Below are 17739 nucleotides of genomic sequence, written 5' to 3'. Positions count from 1 at the left end.
TTTAGTTGATCAAATCAAATCTTGCATATTCCGCAACCTTCTTAGGAAGCTTGATTCCTTCCGGTGTCTGGTTATTCTCCAGCAATGCAGCCATAATTCTTGGTAATGCCATTGCAGATCCGTTCAGAGTATGAACCAGCTGAGATTTACCATCTCCTTTGTAACGGCATTTCAATCTGTTGGCCTGGAATGTTTCAAAGTTAGACACTGAACTTACTTCCAGCCACATTTCCTGAGCGGCACTCCAAACTTCAAAGTCATAAGTCATGGCAGATGCAAAACCTGTATCACCTCCACAAAGTCTTAATACTCTGAACGGAAGTTCAAGATCTGTAAGAATTTCTTTGATGTGTTCTACCATTTCTTCCAGCACAGCATAAGAATTTTCTGGTTTCTCAATTCTTACGATCTCTACTTTTTCAAACTGGTGAAGACGGTTCAGACCTCTTACATGAGCTCCGTAGCTTCCCGCTTCTCTTCTGTAGCACTGAGAGAATGCTGTATTCTTAATCGGAAGATCTTTCTCATCAAGTAATACATCGCGGTAAAGGTTTGTTACAGGAACTTCTGCTGTAGGGATCAAATATAATTTATCTTCATTAATATAGTACATCTGTCCTTCTTTATCCGGCAGCTGTCCGGTTCCAAAACCTGAAGCCTCATTCACAACGTGAGGAGGATTCACTTCTGTGTATCCTTTTTCCACATTTTTATCTAAGAAATACTGAACCAAAGCTCTCTGTAATCTTGCTCCTTTACCTAAATAAACAGGAAAACCGGCTCCGGCAATTTTTACTCCTAATTCAAAGTCGATAAGGTTGTATTTTTTTGCCAGTTCCCAGTGAGGGATTGCTCCTTCACCAAGACCTTCTACCGGATGAGACTGGAAAATGATTTCGTTATCATCCGCAGAAGCACCACTCTTTACCAATTCATTTGGAATGTTGGGAAGCTGATACAGAATATTCAGTAAGTCGTTTTCTTTACCTTCTAACTGGGATTTCAATTCTGAGCTCGACTCTTTGTATTGTGCTGTTTTAGACTTTGCAGATTCCGCTTCTTCTTTTTTTCCTTCTTTCATCAAAAGACCGATTTCTTTCGAAATTTTGTTGATTTCGGAAAGCTGGGAATCTAGTTCAAACTGGATTCTTTTTCTTTCGTCATCGGCAGCGATAGCCTCGTCTACCAACTCAAGATTTTTGAATTGTCTTTTCTTAAGACCTTCTAAAACGCGTTCTTTGTTGTCGCGCAAAAAATTGACTTGTAACATTTTATTTAGATGTTAAATATTAGATATTAGCTTATAATCAGCTAACTGTTGTACAAATTTAAAAATTATTTTGTGACCGTGACAGTATTTATCGAAGTTGGTGCATTGGCCTCTTTTGAAAATACCGGAACTCTGTTATACAAAACTTTTGAAACCTGAAATACCGTTGGGGTATTGCGATACTGAATTTCCAAAGTATCAATCACATTATCGCTTGCATTTGTGCTTTTTGTATACGTAATCTTCATTCGGGAATAATAGGAGGTTCCTGTTCCGGGATTATCCGGGCTGATGGAATCCAGTCTCCTTCTTTTGGCTCCTGCCAGATATTCCATATAAAACAATGAATCTGTAGTCATTTTCAATGAAATATTTATCGGAGCAATATCTTTAGTTCCAAAAATATCATTCACAGAATACCCTGTAAAAGATCCTGTTTTCTTACTGTTCAGCAAATCCTGACCAGCACTGTTCCTGATATAGATATTCATTAACTGATCAATCCTCTGCAAAGAATCATCATCACTTTTACAACTGATCAGTGCAAAAACCGCTACAAGTATACACCAAAAATATTTCATCATAAATACAAAGGTAAAATATTAATCTTTAGGCTCCTTCTTTATTTTTCAAAATATTTCTGATACCACAACTCAAAAGTAACCAGCTGCCAGATTTTTACCCAGTCATACTCATGTTCCTGATGATTCCACCACTCATCAATCACCGCAGCATTAAAGAAGTTTCTCTTTTTTAAACTTTCAAGATTTTCAGTAATAAATTCTCTTACTCTTTTTTCGTTTTTAATGAAATAATTGACAGGAAATGAAAATCCTTTTTTGGGCATATTCAAAACTTCCTGAGGAAGATAATTCTCTGCTGTTTTACGCAATAGAGGTTTATTCTGAATTCCATTAAATCTTATGTTTCCAGGAAGTGATGCTACATAGTCTATTAAACTGTTGCTTAAATAGGGATAACGAAATTCTACGCTGTATTTCATCGCACTCAGATCATCCCGGAAAACATGGTGGGAGGATAGTGAATATTTCATGTCATATTCAAAATACCCCACATAGTTTTTTACTTCTGAAAGGTGGTATTTTGAAAGATGTAAATCTATTTTACTATAAATATCCGGGTTTATAAGGCTTTTAACTTCCAACGGTCTCATACTGATCTGGCTCTGCCTGAAAAAATCAAACATATAATCCTGGGAAAAATAGTTTTTTACGCGCTGTGAAAACTTGTCTTTCGTAACGATGAAAGGTCTTATAAAATTAAAATTCCTTATCAGAAGCCATCTGTTCAGCTTCAGTGTATGAGAATAACCGGCAAAAAGTTCATCAGCGCCATTTCCGCTTAATACGACTTTAAAATTCTGATCATGTGCATATTTTGCAGCATTGATTAAGACTTCAAAACTGCTGTAAGGTTCTTCAAAATGCTGGATATTTTCTTTAAGGTCTTCCAGCGCTTCTTCGTCACTCACTTCTTTCACCGCATGCGAAACACCAAAATGTTTAGCAGCTATAGATGCATTCTTCACCTCTTCTTCAGAAAACGGATAAGATATGGTGTATGTATTAATATTGGTATTAAAAGATTTTGATTTTGAAGCAATTAAAGTAGAATCAATACCTCCGCTCATCATTACTGCGACAGGAACATCTGCATATAACTGTTCAGAAATATTCTCAGAAAGTAGTTCATCTATTGTTCTTACAGCTTCTTCCTCTGAAATATTTTTTTGAGACGTTGAAGGCAGCTTCCAGAATTTTTCTTTAGTGATGTTCTGATTGTTTAAATCAACAGTCATGATGGAAGCTGGTTCAAGGGATAAAATATGCTGAAAACAGGTTTGTGGAGCCAATGTTGTCTGAAAAAGAAAATTCGTATAGACTCCGTCCCAGTTGATTTCAGGCTTTACCAGCTCATTCTTCAGCAATGATTTTATTTCTGATGCCCAAACCAATCCCTGTTCGCTTTGATGGTAAAAAAGAGGCTTCATCCCAACTCTATCTCTTGCTAATATAAGTTTCCGACCGGAAAGATCAACAATACAGATGGCAAACATTCCATCTAATTTTGCAAACGTAGAATTTCCCCACTCCTGATAGGCTTTGAGAATAACTTCAGTATCAGAACTGCTATGGAAAGAATATCCCAAAGACTCAAGTTCTTTTCTTAATTTTTTAAAATTATAAATCTCTCCGTTAAATGTAATAATAATCTGCTCATTCTGTGAAAGCATAGGCTGATGGCCTTTTTCGGACAGATCAATAATGGATAATCTACGGAAACCTAACGCAATATCAGAATTTTTCTCTTTTAGAACCGGAAACTGTTCTTTAATTTTTTGTGTGGAATCGTTCCCCGAAAAAGAAGCTCCCTCTCCGATACTATACATCCAGAACCCTTCATCATCCGGTCCGCGGTGTCTGATGGCCTGATTCATTTCCAGAATATTTGTAGAGGAAATACTTTTATGAAATGAATAATAACCGGTGATTCCGCACATAGTAAAAGATTAATAGATATGTAAAAATAGGAAAAATGACATTATTTTAAGGGGAGCTATCAAGTAATTATTTCTTTACAAATTTTTGCTTTAAAAGCTGTATTTCTTCTTTTGTAATCATATAATCTTTCAAAGTAAACGGAGTAGAATTATAAAACTTTCTGAACAACAGAAAAGCAGAAACAAAATAGGACGACGTAGTGGCAACACAAGCGCCTATAATTCCCCATTTTGGTATCGCAATGAAAGAAAATACAACGGTAACCACAAGGCCTACAATTGATTTGACATTAAGAATTTTCAGTTCTCTTATTCCCGAAAAGTAATGCCCAACCATATCACTTACAGCAATAGCAAAAATTCCCGGTGATAAAAGAAGCATTATTTCCTTGGTATCTTTAAATTCTTTCCCGAAAATCAACTCGTAAACCTGAGAGGGTATGATTATGATTCCCAGCACAAAACCTATCATCAGAAAAAAGGTCAGTTTTAAGGATTCTTTGGTTTTCCCTATAGATTCTTCACTGCTTTTACTATTGACTACATCTGAGTATAAAATTACAGCAATACTGCGGGTAATGGTCCAGATGGCTTCTGAGAAAGTAACCCCGATAGAGAATATTCCTACGCTCGCGATGCCTTCAAAATATTCTAGAAAATAAAACGAAAGCCTGTAATTCAAAAACTGAACAAAAGCACTCAGCTGGGTCTTCCAGCCGTATTCAAACATGTTCCTGCCTACCTCTTTACAGAATGATATCTGAGATATATTGCATTTTTTAATGATCTGGAAAAAGCTGGTAAGAAAAAGAAGCGCTAGACATATAATCTGGGCGAGAAAGTATACAGAAACATCTTTCTTTCCGAAAAGATAAACCAATATTCCAATAAATACAATATGTACAAGCTGTTGCAAAACAGTATACATATTGAACCTTTTAATATCCTGTGTTCCAATAAACAAGCTGATATTAGTAGACAAAAGTGAAGAAAAAACGGAAATTCCGATAAGGTACAGGAGATATTCACCCTGAATAGAAGCAATACTGAATAAAAATGGGATTAAAAGACCCGTCAGGAGAGACCACAGATAGGCATACAATAAAACCTTTTCTATTTTAAACCTTGATGCGAAATAAGAAGCACTGCTTCCGGAAAAGATATTGCTGAAAAAACTTACTGCTGCTGCATTGGCCACCACAATAGAAATGGTTCCTTTCCCCTCACTTCCCCACATATTCGTAGAATAGATCACCAGTCCGAAACTCAGGATCAGAATAAAAAAACGTGAGACAAAGGTTTTAATGATAGTAAGCTGCATGATGATTATGGATCAATAGATTTTTTTACAAAATCAACGAAGTTATCTTTTATAAGTTCCCAGTTATATTTTTCTTTAAATTCTTTTCGTGCATTGAGAGTATGGGATCGATACAGCTCCGGATTCCTGATATAATTGATGATAATATCCGAGATTGCTTCTGCATCATGAGGATCAACAAGACTTCCAAACGAAAGCTCTCCCATATGCTCCCTGATCCCTTTCAAATCTGAATAAATCACAGGCTTTCCTGCTCCCATAAAATAAAACAGTTTTATCGGCAGCGAATGATTGTTTTCAAAATTAATTTCCCGAAGATCAAAACAAAGGTCAGCTTCTGCAAACGCTTCTGTAAACTGTTCAAAACCAGTCGGTTTTATAATATCTATATTTTCAAAAGAATAGTTCTTTACTAATGTTCTAAAATACACATCATCACTTTCGTGTATTGCTGCTCCTATGATCAGGATTTTAATATGAAGATCAGGAACTTTTTGACGGAGAAGGTCTACGGCTTTAAAGAAATTTTCAATTCCTTTATCTTTGGAGATCTGACCCGTGTAACATAATGTGATGCTTCCCGGAGTGAGTTTTTTTATACTTTCATTAATATAAACAGAAGCCGGATAATAAGGCAGAATCATTTGTTTTTTAAATCCAAAAAAATAGGCCAAAGGGAATTTCTTGGTGGTTTCACCAAAAATAAAATGCGTACTTAAAAACCCTGCATACAGCTGAATAAGAGTAAATTTCACCGCCTGAAAAATTTTAGCAGGAAAGCGATAATTTTGAAGCATTGACATGGAAGGATACCATTCTGTAACATCATAGATACAGCTTATCCTGTGTTCTTTTACAAACTTCTTTACTGCCACAACAGCCAATGGTTCAGAGCAAATGATACTATCCGGATGAAAAGTATCACAAACTTTACTGAAAGTTTCCATTTTCGTTTTTATACTTTCTTCAAGAACAGCAAAAGATTCTATTTGTATCCCATCGATAAAACCTTTATACTCTGCATATAAGCTGCATATTTTTATTTCATACCCATTATCTCTAAGAGCTTTTGCCTGATGATAAAAAATGCGGTCATCATTATAGCTGTGGGAAGTCGTTAAAAAAAGTACTTTAGGCATTAGTCACTGCTCGAATCTATACAAATATACATTAAAACAAAAAAGTGGAAATATATTTTCCACTTTATGATTATTCTTTTGTATCAGCTTAACAGGGACTATTTTATAGAAGCCGCCCAGCTCTTCTCCAAAGGAAGAAGGAAATGGCTCAAAAAGTCCAGATACGTATTTTTAGAGAAATCAAAAACCTGGATATCACCTGAAAGCTCTCCGTTTCTAAGCTTTGTTTTGAAATCCATTAATTTTAAAGTTTTCACTTCACCATTCTCTACAAAACTTGCTTTCATCCTGTCGAAAAGGCCTAGCTGATATTCTTCGTCAATTTCTCTCATTACCTTCCCTAATGCATCAATGCTGCATCCTGAAGCCATTTCCTTTTCTTCGTCCACACATACGATGATAAACTGGTTCTTTTCAATTTTAAAAGAAGAAGAAAGAGGTTTTCCATGAGCGGCCCATGTTGCAAGGAAATCAAATAGTTTCTCGGTAATGGCTTTTGCTTCTTTTGTTTCGAAAGTTCTTGAAGCCGGATATATAATGACTCTGTAGTCGTTGGTTTCTACAATATTAGATTCTTCGATTTTCATAATGTAAATATTTATTTTTCAAGATATTAAACAATCAATCTTTATTTTACTTACCATTGAATGCTCCTATCATTGTAAAGACAAAATTACGCAATTTTCCCGAGTTTAAGATCATTGTATTTTTTACTCAGTACATAGAGCATCATAATGAAAACCGGAAAGATAAAAGGAAAGAAGAATCTTAAAGCTGCCGACTGCGGAAAGAAAAAGAATTTTATATAAACATTCACCAGGAAAAGAACCGAAATTATTCTCACCCATGCATCTTTAGAGCGCCAGAAGATCATTCCGATCATAATAGCCAGTGATAAAGTGACTTTTTTAAAATAAATGATTTTGATGTAAATAATGCTTAGATAGTCTTTTAAACTAACATTAATGGGATGTGTAGAAATTATAGGCCTCCTGTCAATAAAAGTATCATAAAAGAGATCTTTCCATCCCGGATAATGATAAAGCTTAATGATGGCCAGATACATGACCAGAAGAACTGTTCCCTGCACAATAAAAGAAACATCAATTTTCTTTTCCTGAAAATAACGGAAAAAGAAAACAGTGATAATATAAGTCAGGGTAAATGTAATATAGTCCGGCCGTATAAAGGTAATAGCGAATAGAAGTACGAACATTGCCCATTGGTTCCATTTTTTGAGTAACCCGATCATAAAGATCAGCATAAACTGAAAAATAAACATATCCGGTGTAGAAACCCTCGACATGTAAGTCATTGGTGGCAAAAGCATGGCGGCAATCGTTAATAGTACCGCAAGCCAGTATTTCTTTGGAAACAGGAGTTTCAGAATATAAAATAATAATATTCCTGAAAAAAAGTAAGAAATAAGACTGGTAAATAATACGGCCATCGGCGATGATAATCCAAGCTTATAAAAAAGGGTGATCACAAGAATATACCCTACTTTGATCTGAAAATAGGGTAATTGTTCTGTAAAAGATTGGGTATTTTTTACGAAATACTGCCTGGGAATATCCCATTGCTTTATTCCGATAATGTCTGTATAATGTTCTGCTGGAGCCTCTTTCTTGATTTCCTCATAGGTCAGGATTCGGACTTTATCAGGAGAATTCGGGAACTCGGAAGTATACATACATCCCATATAGCCCGGCATATCCCAGTCATATACTCTGTTCTGATAATTCCAGAATGTAAGAAGAGCAAGTACCGAAATGATAAACAAAAAGGAGAGTTTCCATTCCCGCTTCATACGCCTGTATAAGATTACAATTATAAGTCTTCTGCTTCAGCAAGAAGTTCTACGATATCTTTTACGGCTACCTCAGTATTTTTATTAAAATGTTTTACTCCATCCGTCATCATGGTGTTACAGAAAGGGCATCCTGTAGCAATTACCTTAGGCTCAAAAGATAATGCTTCTTCTGTTCTTTCAATATTGATGTCTTTATTTCCTTTTTCAGGTTCTTTAAACATCTGTGCGCCTCCTGCTCCACAACAAAGACCATTGGTTTTGCAACGCTTCATTTCTACAAGTTCAGCATCCAGCTTTTCAAGAAGCATTCTTGGCGCTTCATATTCGTCGTTGGCACGTCCCAGATAACATGGATCATGGAAGGTAATTTTTTTCCCTCTGAATGCACCTCCTTCAATTTTCAGTCTTCCTTCCTCCATTAAAGTTTTAAGGAACTGAGTATGGTGAACTACTTCAAAGTGTCCTCCCAGGCTGGGATATTCATTCTTCAGGGTATTGAAACAGTGTGGGCAGGCCGTTACAATTTTCTTTACTTCGTAAGCATTCAACACTTCGATATTGGTAAGCGCCATCATCTGGAAAACGAATTCGTTTCCGGCTCTTTTTGCAGGATCTCCGGTACAGCTTTCTTCCTGTCCCAGAACGGCAAATTCAACGCCTATTTTGTTTAATATCTTACAGAATGCTTTTGTAATTTTTTTGGCACGGTCATCAAAACTTCCCGCACATCCAACCCAAAATAAAACTTCAGGGGCTTTTCCTTCGGCAGCATATTCTGCCATTGTTTTTATATTGAAATCCATTCTAAATCAAATTTATCAATATACCAATGTAACAGTTTACCAATGATTGTTACATCGTTACATTATTTACATTGTTACATTAATTTTCGTTTGCCCAGTTCAGACGGTCTGCCTGATTGTACTGCCATGGAGCAGCGTTGTTTTCCACGTTCGTCATCATCAGGTTCAGTTCCTGTGGAGCAGCAGACTGTTCCATCACCAGGAATCTTCTCATTTCAAAAATAATGGAAAGCGGGTCAAGCAATACCGGACAGGCTTCTGTACATGCATTACAAGTGGTACAGGCCCAAAGTTCTTCTTTTGTGATATAATCGTTCAACAGTTTTTTACCGTCATCTACGAATTTTCCGTTTTTATCGATGTTTCTTCCTACTTCTTCCAATCGGTCTCTGGTCTTCATCAGGATCAATCTCGGAGAAAGTTTTTTACCGGTAATATTAGCCGGACAAACAGAAGTACAACGTCCGCATTCTGTACAGGAATAAGCATTCAGCAATTGTACCTGGTTCAGATCAAAAATATCTTCTGCCCCAAATTTGGAAGGAACGTCGGCTTCAGCTCCTTCAGCTGGTGTAGCGTAAGGATCTGCATTAGGGTCTATCATTAATTTGATCTCCTTTGTTACAGATTCAAGATTGTTGAATTTTCCTTTTTTCTCAAGATTTGCATACCATGTACTTGGAAATGCAAGAATAATATGTAAATGCTTTGAATAATAAAGATAATTCATGAAGAAAAGAATCCCTACAAAGTGGAACCACCAGGCAGCTTTCTCTGTGAACATCAAAAATCCGTTATCAAAATTGAAGACTTCCAAAAACGGAACCAATGTCATTTCACTGATCGGGAAACTTCCATGTACTGGTAAAACTCCTCTTGACTGCAAAATAAAATCTGAGGCATTCATTTTAAAGAAAGCCATCATCAGGGCAAATTCGATGATAAGAATCCAGTTGGCATCTTCTTTCGGCCATCCGAAAAGCTCCTTCATTGTTAATCTTTTAACCCCGTAAAAGTTTCTTCTGATGAAAAATATAACTACACCTATTACAACCAGAAGTGCAAGCACTTCTAATGTAGCTGTAAAGAAGCTGTAGAATCCGTGTCCCAAAACCGAGGCCAGAAAACGGTGGGTACCAAACAGTCCATCAACAATTATTTCAATGAGTTCAATATTAATGATGATAAAACCAACATAGACAAAAATGTGTAAAATTCCTGCGATAGGACGTTTTACCATCTTACTCTGTCCCATGGCCACATTAGCCATGATACTCCAGCGTTCAGATTTTCTGTCACTTCTATTGATTTCACGACCTAGCCTGATATTTCTGTAGATCTTCTGCAGGCTTTTGGCAAACAGCCCGAACCCGGCTACTAATAAAATCAGGAAAATAATGTTATCGATGTACTGCATAAGGCGTATTAGTCTTTGTTATTTTTACCGAAAACCGAGAAATTGATATATCTCTTCGGATTCGCTTTCATATCTTCGATTAATGTATTCAGATTGGAAGAAGCTGAATTCAGGTTGTTGTACAGTTGATCGTCCTTCATCAGTTTACCTAAACTTCCTTCTCCTTTATCAATACCACCAATCACCTGATTCAATTTTCCTACTGTAGCATCTAAACTTGCAATAGTAGCATTCAACTGTTTAGTGTCGATACTTTCTGCAAGATGTCCGTATTTATCTAGTGTTACTTTTCCACTCTGCATAGTAAGACTTGCATCATCCAGCACTTTTTGCAGTTTTGGATCATTGTGTCCTACAAGTGTATTTACACTTCCTGCTGTGGATTGTAATGCTCCTACTGTTTTGTTAAGGTTGGCTAATAAAGCTTTTATTTCAGCTCTGTTCTGAGCATCAAAAACCTGATTGGCATTCGCCATTAAAGAGTCTACTCTATGTAAAACCACCTGTAGCTGATCTTTTACCGGACCTACCTGCGAAGAAAGACTTCCCAGCGTTCCCAGCTTGAAAGCACCTTTTAAAGTGTCACCGTCTTTTGCAGTCGGCCCACCATACATAAGGTTTACTCTCATTTCTTTACCAGACATTAATCCCGGCTCAAAGATCTCCAATGATGAGTTTTTTGAAAATTCGAATTTATTGTCGACGGTAACTTTTACGACAAAATTAATTTTTCCATCTTTTGAGGTGATAGGAATAATCTTATCTACCTGTCCGACTTTCAGACCATTAATAGACACTGCCGCAGACTGCGCCAGACCTTCTACATTGTCATATTTTGCGTAAAATATATTGTCGGTAGTAAAAAGGCTTTTCCCTTTCATAAACTGAAACAACACCACAAAGCCTACGATAGCTAGAAGTGCAATCACACCAGCTTTTAATTCTTTACTGAACTTCACTTGCTAATTTTTTTCTAATAAGCAAATATAATACATTTTAAATAAATCTTTTCCCTTATTATTCTGCCATAAATACAAAAAAAGCGACAAAAAAATTTGTCGCTTTTTATATCATTGAAATGAATTTCTTATTGTTGCTGATTTCCCAGCTTGTTCCAGATCTCGATTCTGTAATCTTCGATATCTGCATTGTCCTGAAGGCTCTTCATCCAGGCCTGTCCGAACATTCCAGCATTTCTCTGCGTAAGAGATTCTGTAAACTGCTTAAGATCTCCAGGCTGTTTGTTTACAGTTTCTGATTTTTTGATCAGAACATAAACTCCTGTTCCCCCTTCAACCGGGTTGGATAGTTTACCTTTTGCAACACCGAATGCTGCACCGGCAACTTTAGGTTCCATAGCACCTGCTACCGAAGGATTCAATAGGTTCACCTGAGCAGATTGTTTAGGAGCGGCAAACAATTTAGCAATCTGATCTAAGCTGGAAGCTTTTGCTGCTGCAATTTTATCAGAGATTTGTTTGGCTGCCAATTTATTTTTAACGATAACTTCGATCTGATCTCTTACAGATTCCGGATCTGCAAGACCAGCTTCCTGTTTTCCGTTCAGATACACTACAATTTTATCACCTGTTCCGTCTACTGTAAATAATTCAGTATCTCCTTTTTCTCTTTTCTTATCAAAAGCCCAGGTAAGGATATCAGCATCTTTTTCAGTACCTAAGCCCTGAAGCTGACCTTCAAATCTTTTTGCTGCCTTTGGATTAGAGAACTGGTAGTTTCCTTTTTTAGCAATGTTCACAAAATCGTTGAAAGATTTCCCCTGAACCTGCTGTATGAATTTTCTTGAGTTTTTGTCTGTTTCAGCCTCAGTAGCATCTGAAGGTTTGATTGCTTTCACAAGGTTAGCAACTTTATACCCCATTGATCCTGATTTTTTATCTTCAATATTGATGATATGGTAACCGAATTGTGTTTCTACTACCCCTGTAGCTCCTTTAGGATTGTTTGCAAGATAAGCAAGGAATTCAGGAACGAAAGGTGTTTCCGGTGTTGTCCATCCAAGGCTACCTCCCTGAGCTGCAGAATTCGGATCACTTGAAAGTTTAAGGAATTCTGTAAATTTAGCAGGAGTAGCTTTTACAATAGCTCCGATAGAGTCTGCCAATTTCTTAGCCTGCTCTTTGGTTCTTGTTACCCCTTCACCTGCAGGGCTTCCTTTGAATGCAATAAGGATATGTCTTGATAAAGTAGAATCTGAAGGTCTTTTACCTACCAATTTAGAGACTACATATACATCTTGTTCTTTATAAGGACCAAAAGTCTGACCTACAGCTGCTGTTGTGATCTGATCTTTGATTGTTGGAGGCAATTGTGCAGGATTCAGATACTGAGGATTGAATGGTGCATCAGAATTTGCTGCAACAAACATAGAATCGTTTTTAGTATTCTGGAAGTTTTCAGTTCCTCCACTTGCATCCGTACCTCCTGAATATAATTTTGTAATTTCTTTCAGGGCTGCTGCATCATCTGCTGCACTAGGTTTAGATGGGAAAAATACAATACCAATATTTCTGCTTGGCTCAGCTTTGAACATTACAGGGTGCTTTTTGATGTAATCAGCAAGATCCTGTGTGGTTACATTGATCTTTGTTTTTTGAAGATAAGCTGCGTAATCTACCTTTACAAAGTCGATATCTGCAAGCTGATCTCTCTGCTTCATCAATTCTTCAGCTTCTTTCTTACCTGTAGTAATCCCTGCTGAAATATTGGTAAACACCTGTCTCGCCATTAGTCTGTACTCGATTGTCTTTCTTGTTTTCAACCATTGAGTATATCCCTGAGGATTGGTGTTTTGTAATGTTTCAATTTCTTTTTTAAGCTCTTGAGTTTTAAAGTTACCTTTCTCATCAAAGAACTGCTGATTCTGAGCAAACATCTGATCGTACTGAATTTGATTCCAGAAATAATCATCAGTCATTTCAAAGCCCAGTTTCTCAAACTGTTGTTTGATAAGTTTAGATTGTACAAGTAACTGCCAAGCCTGCTCTTCAAGACCGTTTTTCGGACGACCTTGCTGTTCAGCCTGCTGCTGCAGCACGAAAAGCTGATCATTGAACTCTTCGCGGGTGATTTTCTCACCGTTTACTTTTCCTAAAACATCAGGATTCTTACCAAAAACCTTGTCGATACTATCGGGGTTCACCAGGAACGCCAAAAGCGCTAAGGCTATTACTCCCATTAAAAGCCAAGGCTTACTCCTAATCTGTCCTAAAATTGCCATTTTATAAATTATAGTTTTTTATCAGTTTGCGAAAATACACATTTTTAAGAAATTACAGAAACAGAACTGCTTTATTTTGATTTTTAATGCAAAGATTATCTAAAAAAGGAAATTTTGACCGTATTTTTAAGTAAAAAACAAATGGCATAAGTATTGTGCATTTTTAGAATATTATAATATGCCACACGTTTTCAGAGTATATTATAAAAAATTCCTTTAACGATAAAAAACGAAAATGACAATTTGTCATTCGATTGACTATGACAGAATTTGAAGATATTAGTTTAGAAGAAATGATCAGTGACGGATTTGATATCGTAACTGAAGAAATCAATCTTTCCGACTTCGCAGAGACTGATAAAAATTCCGAACAGAAAATATTCCCTATACTTCCTGTAAGAAATATGGTAATGTTCCCCAACGTGGTAATTCCTATTACAGCAGGGAGAAAGACCTCTATACAGCTTCTTGAGGAGGCACAGAAAAACGGAGATTTTATTGGAATTGTAAGCCAGAAAAATTCGGATCTGGAACAACCATCCGAAAAAGATATATATACTACCGGAACGCTGGCAAAGATTATTAAGATTATTAAGCTTCCCGAAGGCAATATTACAGCTATTACCAAAGGATTTCACAGATTTAAGATTAAAAAAATCATTGATACACGACCTTATTTCAAAGCTGAAATATCAAAATTAAAAGATACCCAGCCTAAAGACCGGGAAGAATATGAAGCATTGCTGGAAAACATCAAGGATCTTGCCTTAAAGATTATTGAACTGGACCCTAATATTCCTAATGCCGCCAACTTTGCGATTAAAAATATTAACAATAATGATGATCTCCTGAATTTCATCTGCACCAATGCTAATTTCTCTTCGATTGCAAAACAAAAGCTGCTTGAAGAGAAAAGTCTTATGACAAGAGCCAACCAGTGCTACGAGCTGATGCATGAGGATTTCAGAAAACTGGAACTGAGAAATCAGATTCATCAGAAAACTTCAAAGGATTTAGATAAGCAACAGAGAGAATATTTCCTGAATCAACAGATCAGAACCATCCAGGAGGAACTGGGCGGCGGACCTGAAAGTGATGTTGAAGATCTTATTGCCAAGGCTAAAACAAAAAAATGGAGCCAGGAAGTAGAAGACCACTTCCAAAAGGAAATCAGCAGACTTCAACGTCAGAATCCCAATTCCCCGGACTATAATGTACAGAGAAACTACCTGGATTTCTTTACAGATCTGCCTTGGGAAACCTATACAAAAGATATCTTTGATATTGCAAAAGCTGAAAAAGTACTTGACAAAGCACACTTCGGACTGGAAGATATCAAGAAAAGAATCCTGGAGCACATGGCTGTTTTAAAATTAAAAAACAACATGAAATCTCCTATCCTGCTATTGGTAGGGCCTCCTGGTGTGGGTAAAACTTCTTTAGGAAAATCTATTGCAGATGCTTTAGGAAGAAAATATGTAAGATTATCATTGGGAGGACTTCATGACGAGAGTGAAATCCGTGGGCACAGAAAAACATATATCGGTGCTATGGCGGGAAGAATTTTACAGTCTATCAAAAAATCCGGTACCTCAAATCCTGTAATTGTTCTTGATGAGATTGATAAAATCGGGCAGGGGCTTCATGGAGACCCAAGCTCTGCACTCTTAGAAGTTCTTGATCCAGAGCAAAATAAATCTTTCTATGACAATTTCCTGGAAATGGGCTATGATCTTTCAAAAGTGATGTTCATTGCAACTGCCAACTCGCTTTCAACGATACAGACTCCTCTTTTAGACAGAACGGAGATTATTCAGATTGCAGGTTATACTTTGGAGGAAAAGATTGAGATTGCCAAAAGACATTTGATCAGGAAACAACAGGAGGAAAATGGTCTGGATGCAAAATCATTCAAACTTGGAAATGCAGAACTTAAACATATTATAGAGGCTCACACTTCAGAAAGTGGAGTGAGAACCCTGGAAAAAAGAATTGCAGCCATTGGAAGATGGGTAGCACTACAGACTGCTTTGTTAAAGGAGTATGATCCAAAAATCTCAGTAGAAAAAGTAGATGAAATTCTTGGGGTTCCAAGACCGAAAAGTTTATCTGAGATCACCGGAGTTCCTGGTGTTGTAACAGGTCTTGCCTGGACAAGTGTAGGAGGCGACATCCTTTATATTGAAAGTATTCTAAGCAATGGCAAAGGAGCGTTAACGATGACCGGAAACCTGGGAACGGTAATGAAAGAATCGGCTACTATTGCTCTTGAATATATTAAAGCTAAGCATGATGAGCTGGGCATTCCTCAGGAAGATATTGAAAAGAAAAACATTCACGTACACGTTCCTGAAGGCGCAACTCCAAAAGACGGACCTTCTGCCGGTATTGCGATGCTGACATCAATGGTTTCCTCATTTAAAAACAAGAAAGTAAAACCTCACCTTGCTATGACAGGAGAAATTACCTTAAGAGGGAAAGTATTACCTGTAGGAGGAATCAAAGAAAAGCTTCTTGCAGCAACAAGAGCAGGAATCAAAGATGTTATTCTTTGTGAGGCCAACAGAAAAGATGTAGAGGAAATCAAAAAAGATTATCTGAAAAATCTGAGAGTACACTACGTCAACAGAATGGAAGAAGTCATTGACATCGCCATTGAAGAATAAAATAACTTACAACATATTAACTTCTCAATAAAGAAACGCGCTCTGATATCCGGAGCGTGTTTTCTTTTTATAAAAAGCGTACAATTTTATCGGCTGGAATAAAATTTGCAACAACAGAAGAAAATCCCGGAGAGTTGAATAAAAAATTTTTCAATTCGGAAGGGTTTTCTTATTTTTATTCCACACCGCATATTTTTAGATTATGAATTTTCTTAGACTTCCTTTCCTTGTCAAGCTTACCCTTGTGGTGGTTTCCATTATTGGACTTGGCTATCTTCTGGCATTGGGACAGAGCATTTTAGCTCCGTTTTTCCTGGCATTCCTCATGGCCATGCTGTTTTTACCGGCTGCCAGTTTTATGGAAAAAAAGTTGAGATTTCCGAGATCTATGTCTACGATGACTTCAGTATTTATTATGCTGATGATTTTAGGCGGCATTATTTATTTCTTTACCAATCAGCTGTCTGACTTCAGTAAGGATCTTCCACACCTCAAGGAACAGTTTACTACAGTTTTTAACAGCCTTCAGCATTGGGTTTCCAGAACATTCAATGTGAAAGTGGATGAACAGGTGGATTATATTAACCAGGGATTAACTAAACTACTGTCTTCTTCGGGAGTCATTTTAGGATTTACATTCGGAATTTTTTCAACGGGCTTCGGCTTCATTATATTTTTCACCCTGTTTTTTATCTTTATTTTAAATTACAGAAGACTTTTAAACAATTTTATCGTTACTGTTTTCAATGAAAGACATAAAGCGAGTGTACAGGAAGCTGTGAATGAAATCAGAATTATGACTAAGAAATACATCTTCGGACTCTTTCTTCAGGTAATTATCGTTTCAGTTTTAACGTCCGCTCTTCTTACCATTCTGGGAGTAAAATATGCTATTCTTTTAGGAGTTTTGACCGGGCTATTAAACGTCATTCCCTATCTCGGAATCTTTATTTCTCTGTTAATTTCCTGCTTTATAGCATTCGCCACTTCTACTCCATCAACATGTATTTATGTTGCCTTGGGCTATATTGCCATACACGCTGTAGACGGAAATATTGTCCTGCCGTTTGTAGTAGGCTCTAAAGTGAAGATCAACGCTTTATTTTCTTTTATTGGAATCCTTTTAGGAGAACATCTTTGGGGAATTGCGGGAATGTTCCTTTGTATTCCGGCAATTGCGATTATCAAAATCATCTGTGAAAGAGTGGATGATCTTAAACCCTGGGGAAGGCTGCTCGGAGAAGAACCTAAGCCCCATAAGAAGAAAAAAAGCTACAAAATTTCCAAGAATATTACTTTGAAGGAAATGGACTAAATAGGAGTAATGGGTAATGGACAATAAGTATTATATTAATTGACATACTCCTTGCTTTAAATAAAAAGACTGCCTTTTTCGAGACAGTCTTTTTTTATTGTATTATTGTCTCGTCCTGAAATAGCGATACACAAAAAAGAATCGTTATGGCAGAAACATTAACATCCACGTACATTAAACGTACACAGAAGGATTACAGTTTAAGTTTAAAACTTCAAATCGTGAAAGAAGTT

The 17739-nt window shown here is 36.8% G+C and carries 13 protein-coding genes; 2 read left to right on the top strand and 11 right to left on the bottom strand.

The features are described from left to right. Nucleotide 1: 1 nt before the first annotated feature. The 11 genes from serS to ACLI50_RS19850 all read right to left on the bottom strand — a co-directional run bounded on the left by serS (nucleotide 2) and on the right by ACLI50_RS19850 (nucleotide 13525). Nucleotides 2-1270, bottom strand: coding sequence for a serine--tRNA ligase (gene serS, locus ACLI50_RS19900; protein ID WP_110009911.1), 1269 nt, complete (start codon nucleotides 1268-1270; stop codon nucleotides 2-4). 65 nt (nucleotides 1271-1335) lie between these two features. Next, a complete protein-coding gene (locus ACLI50_RS19895; RefSeq protein ID WP_202839994.1) occupies nucleotides 1336-1854 on the bottom strand; it encodes a hypothetical protein in 519 nt (172 codons plus the stop codon). Nucleotides 1855-1892: 38 nt separating this feature from the next. After that, nucleotides 1893-3791 (bottom strand): asparagine synthase (glutamine-hydrolyzing), encoded by a 1899-nt coding sequence (asnB, locus tag ACLI50_RS19890; protein ID WP_202839996.1) that lies wholly within the window; start codon nucleotides 3789-3791, stop codon nucleotides 1893-1895. Between the two features lie 67 nt (nucleotides 3792-3858). Then, complete coding sequence (locus ACLI50_RS19885; protein ID WP_411414489.1) at nucleotides 3859-5112, bottom strand: MATE family efflux transporter; 1254 nt, start codon at nucleotides 5110-5112, stop codon at nucleotides 3859-3861. A gap of 5 nt (nucleotides 5113-5117) precedes the next feature. Continuing rightward, nucleotides 5118-6251, bottom strand: a complete 1134-nt coding sequence (locus ACLI50_RS19880) for a glycosyltransferase (RefSeq protein WP_202840000.1) — start codon at nucleotides 6249-6251, stop codon at nucleotides 5118-5120. A gap of 98 nt (nucleotides 6252-6349) precedes the next feature. Further along, nucleotides 6350-6838 carry a hypothetical protein gene (locus ACLI50_RS19875; RefSeq protein ID WP_411414488.1) on the bottom strand — a complete coding sequence of 163 codons (489 nt, stop codon included), beginning with the start codon at nucleotides 6836-6838 and terminating at the stop codon, nucleotides 6350-6352. A gap of 86 nt (nucleotides 6839-6924) precedes the next feature. Continuing rightward, a complete protein-coding gene (locus ACLI50_RS19870; protein ID WP_411414487.1) occupies nucleotides 6925-8034 on the bottom strand; it encodes a hypothetical protein in 1110 nt (369 codons plus the stop codon). Between the two features lie 47 nt (nucleotides 8035-8081). Further along, on the bottom strand, nucleotides 8082-8867 hold the full coding sequence (locus ACLI50_RS19865; RefSeq protein ID WP_047428861.1) for a (Fe-S)-binding protein: 786 nt from the start codon (nucleotides 8865-8867) through the stop codon (nucleotides 8082-8084). A 79-nt stretch (nucleotides 8868-8946) separates the two neighbouring features. Then, complete coding sequence (locus tag ACLI50_RS19860; protein ID WP_411414486.1) at nucleotides 8947-10284, bottom strand: 4Fe-4S dicluster domain-containing protein; 1338 nt, start codon at nucleotides 10282-10284, stop codon at nucleotides 8947-8949. A gap of 8 nt (nucleotides 10285-10292) precedes the next feature. Continuing rightward, the gene (locus ACLI50_RS19855) at nucleotides 10293-11243 is read right to left on the bottom strand and encodes an MlaD family protein (protein WP_062676024.1); all 951 of its coding nucleotides are present in this window, start codon (nucleotides 11241-11243) and stop codon (nucleotides 10293-10295) included. A 128-nt stretch (nucleotides 11244-11371) separates the two neighbouring features. Beyond that, nucleotides 11372-13525, bottom strand: a complete 2154-nt coding sequence (locus tag ACLI50_RS19850) for a SurA N-terminal domain-containing protein (RefSeq protein ID WP_411414485.1) — start codon at nucleotides 13523-13525, stop codon at nucleotides 11372-11374. 260 nt (nucleotides 13526-13785) lie between these two features. Here ACLI50_RS19850 and lon point away from each other — a divergent pair, with 260 nt between their 5' ends. Beyond that, on the top strand, nucleotides 13786-16191 hold the full coding sequence (gene lon / locus ACLI50_RS19845) for an endopeptidase La (protein ID WP_227942658.1): 2406 nt from the start codon (nucleotides 13786-13788) through the stop codon (nucleotides 16189-16191). A gap of 202 nt (nucleotides 16192-16393) precedes the next feature. Further along, nucleotides 16394-17506: an AI-2E family transporter gene (locus ACLI50_RS19840; RefSeq protein WP_343639332.1), complete on the top strand. Its 1113-nt coding sequence runs from the start codon at nucleotides 16394-16396 to the stop codon at nucleotides 17504-17506. The last annotated feature ends 233 nt before the right edge of the window (nucleotides 17507-17739 follow it).

Origin of the sequence: Chryseobacterium cupriresistens, from assembly GCF_046614675.1 — a bacterium.
Classification (GTDB): domain Bacteria; phylum Bacteroidota; class Bacteroidia; order Flavobacteriales; family Weeksellaceae; genus Chryseobacterium; species Chryseobacterium cupriresistens.
The sequence above is the reverse complement of the archived record's forward strand: the minus strand, read 5'-3'. Positions and strand labels throughout refer to the sequence as shown.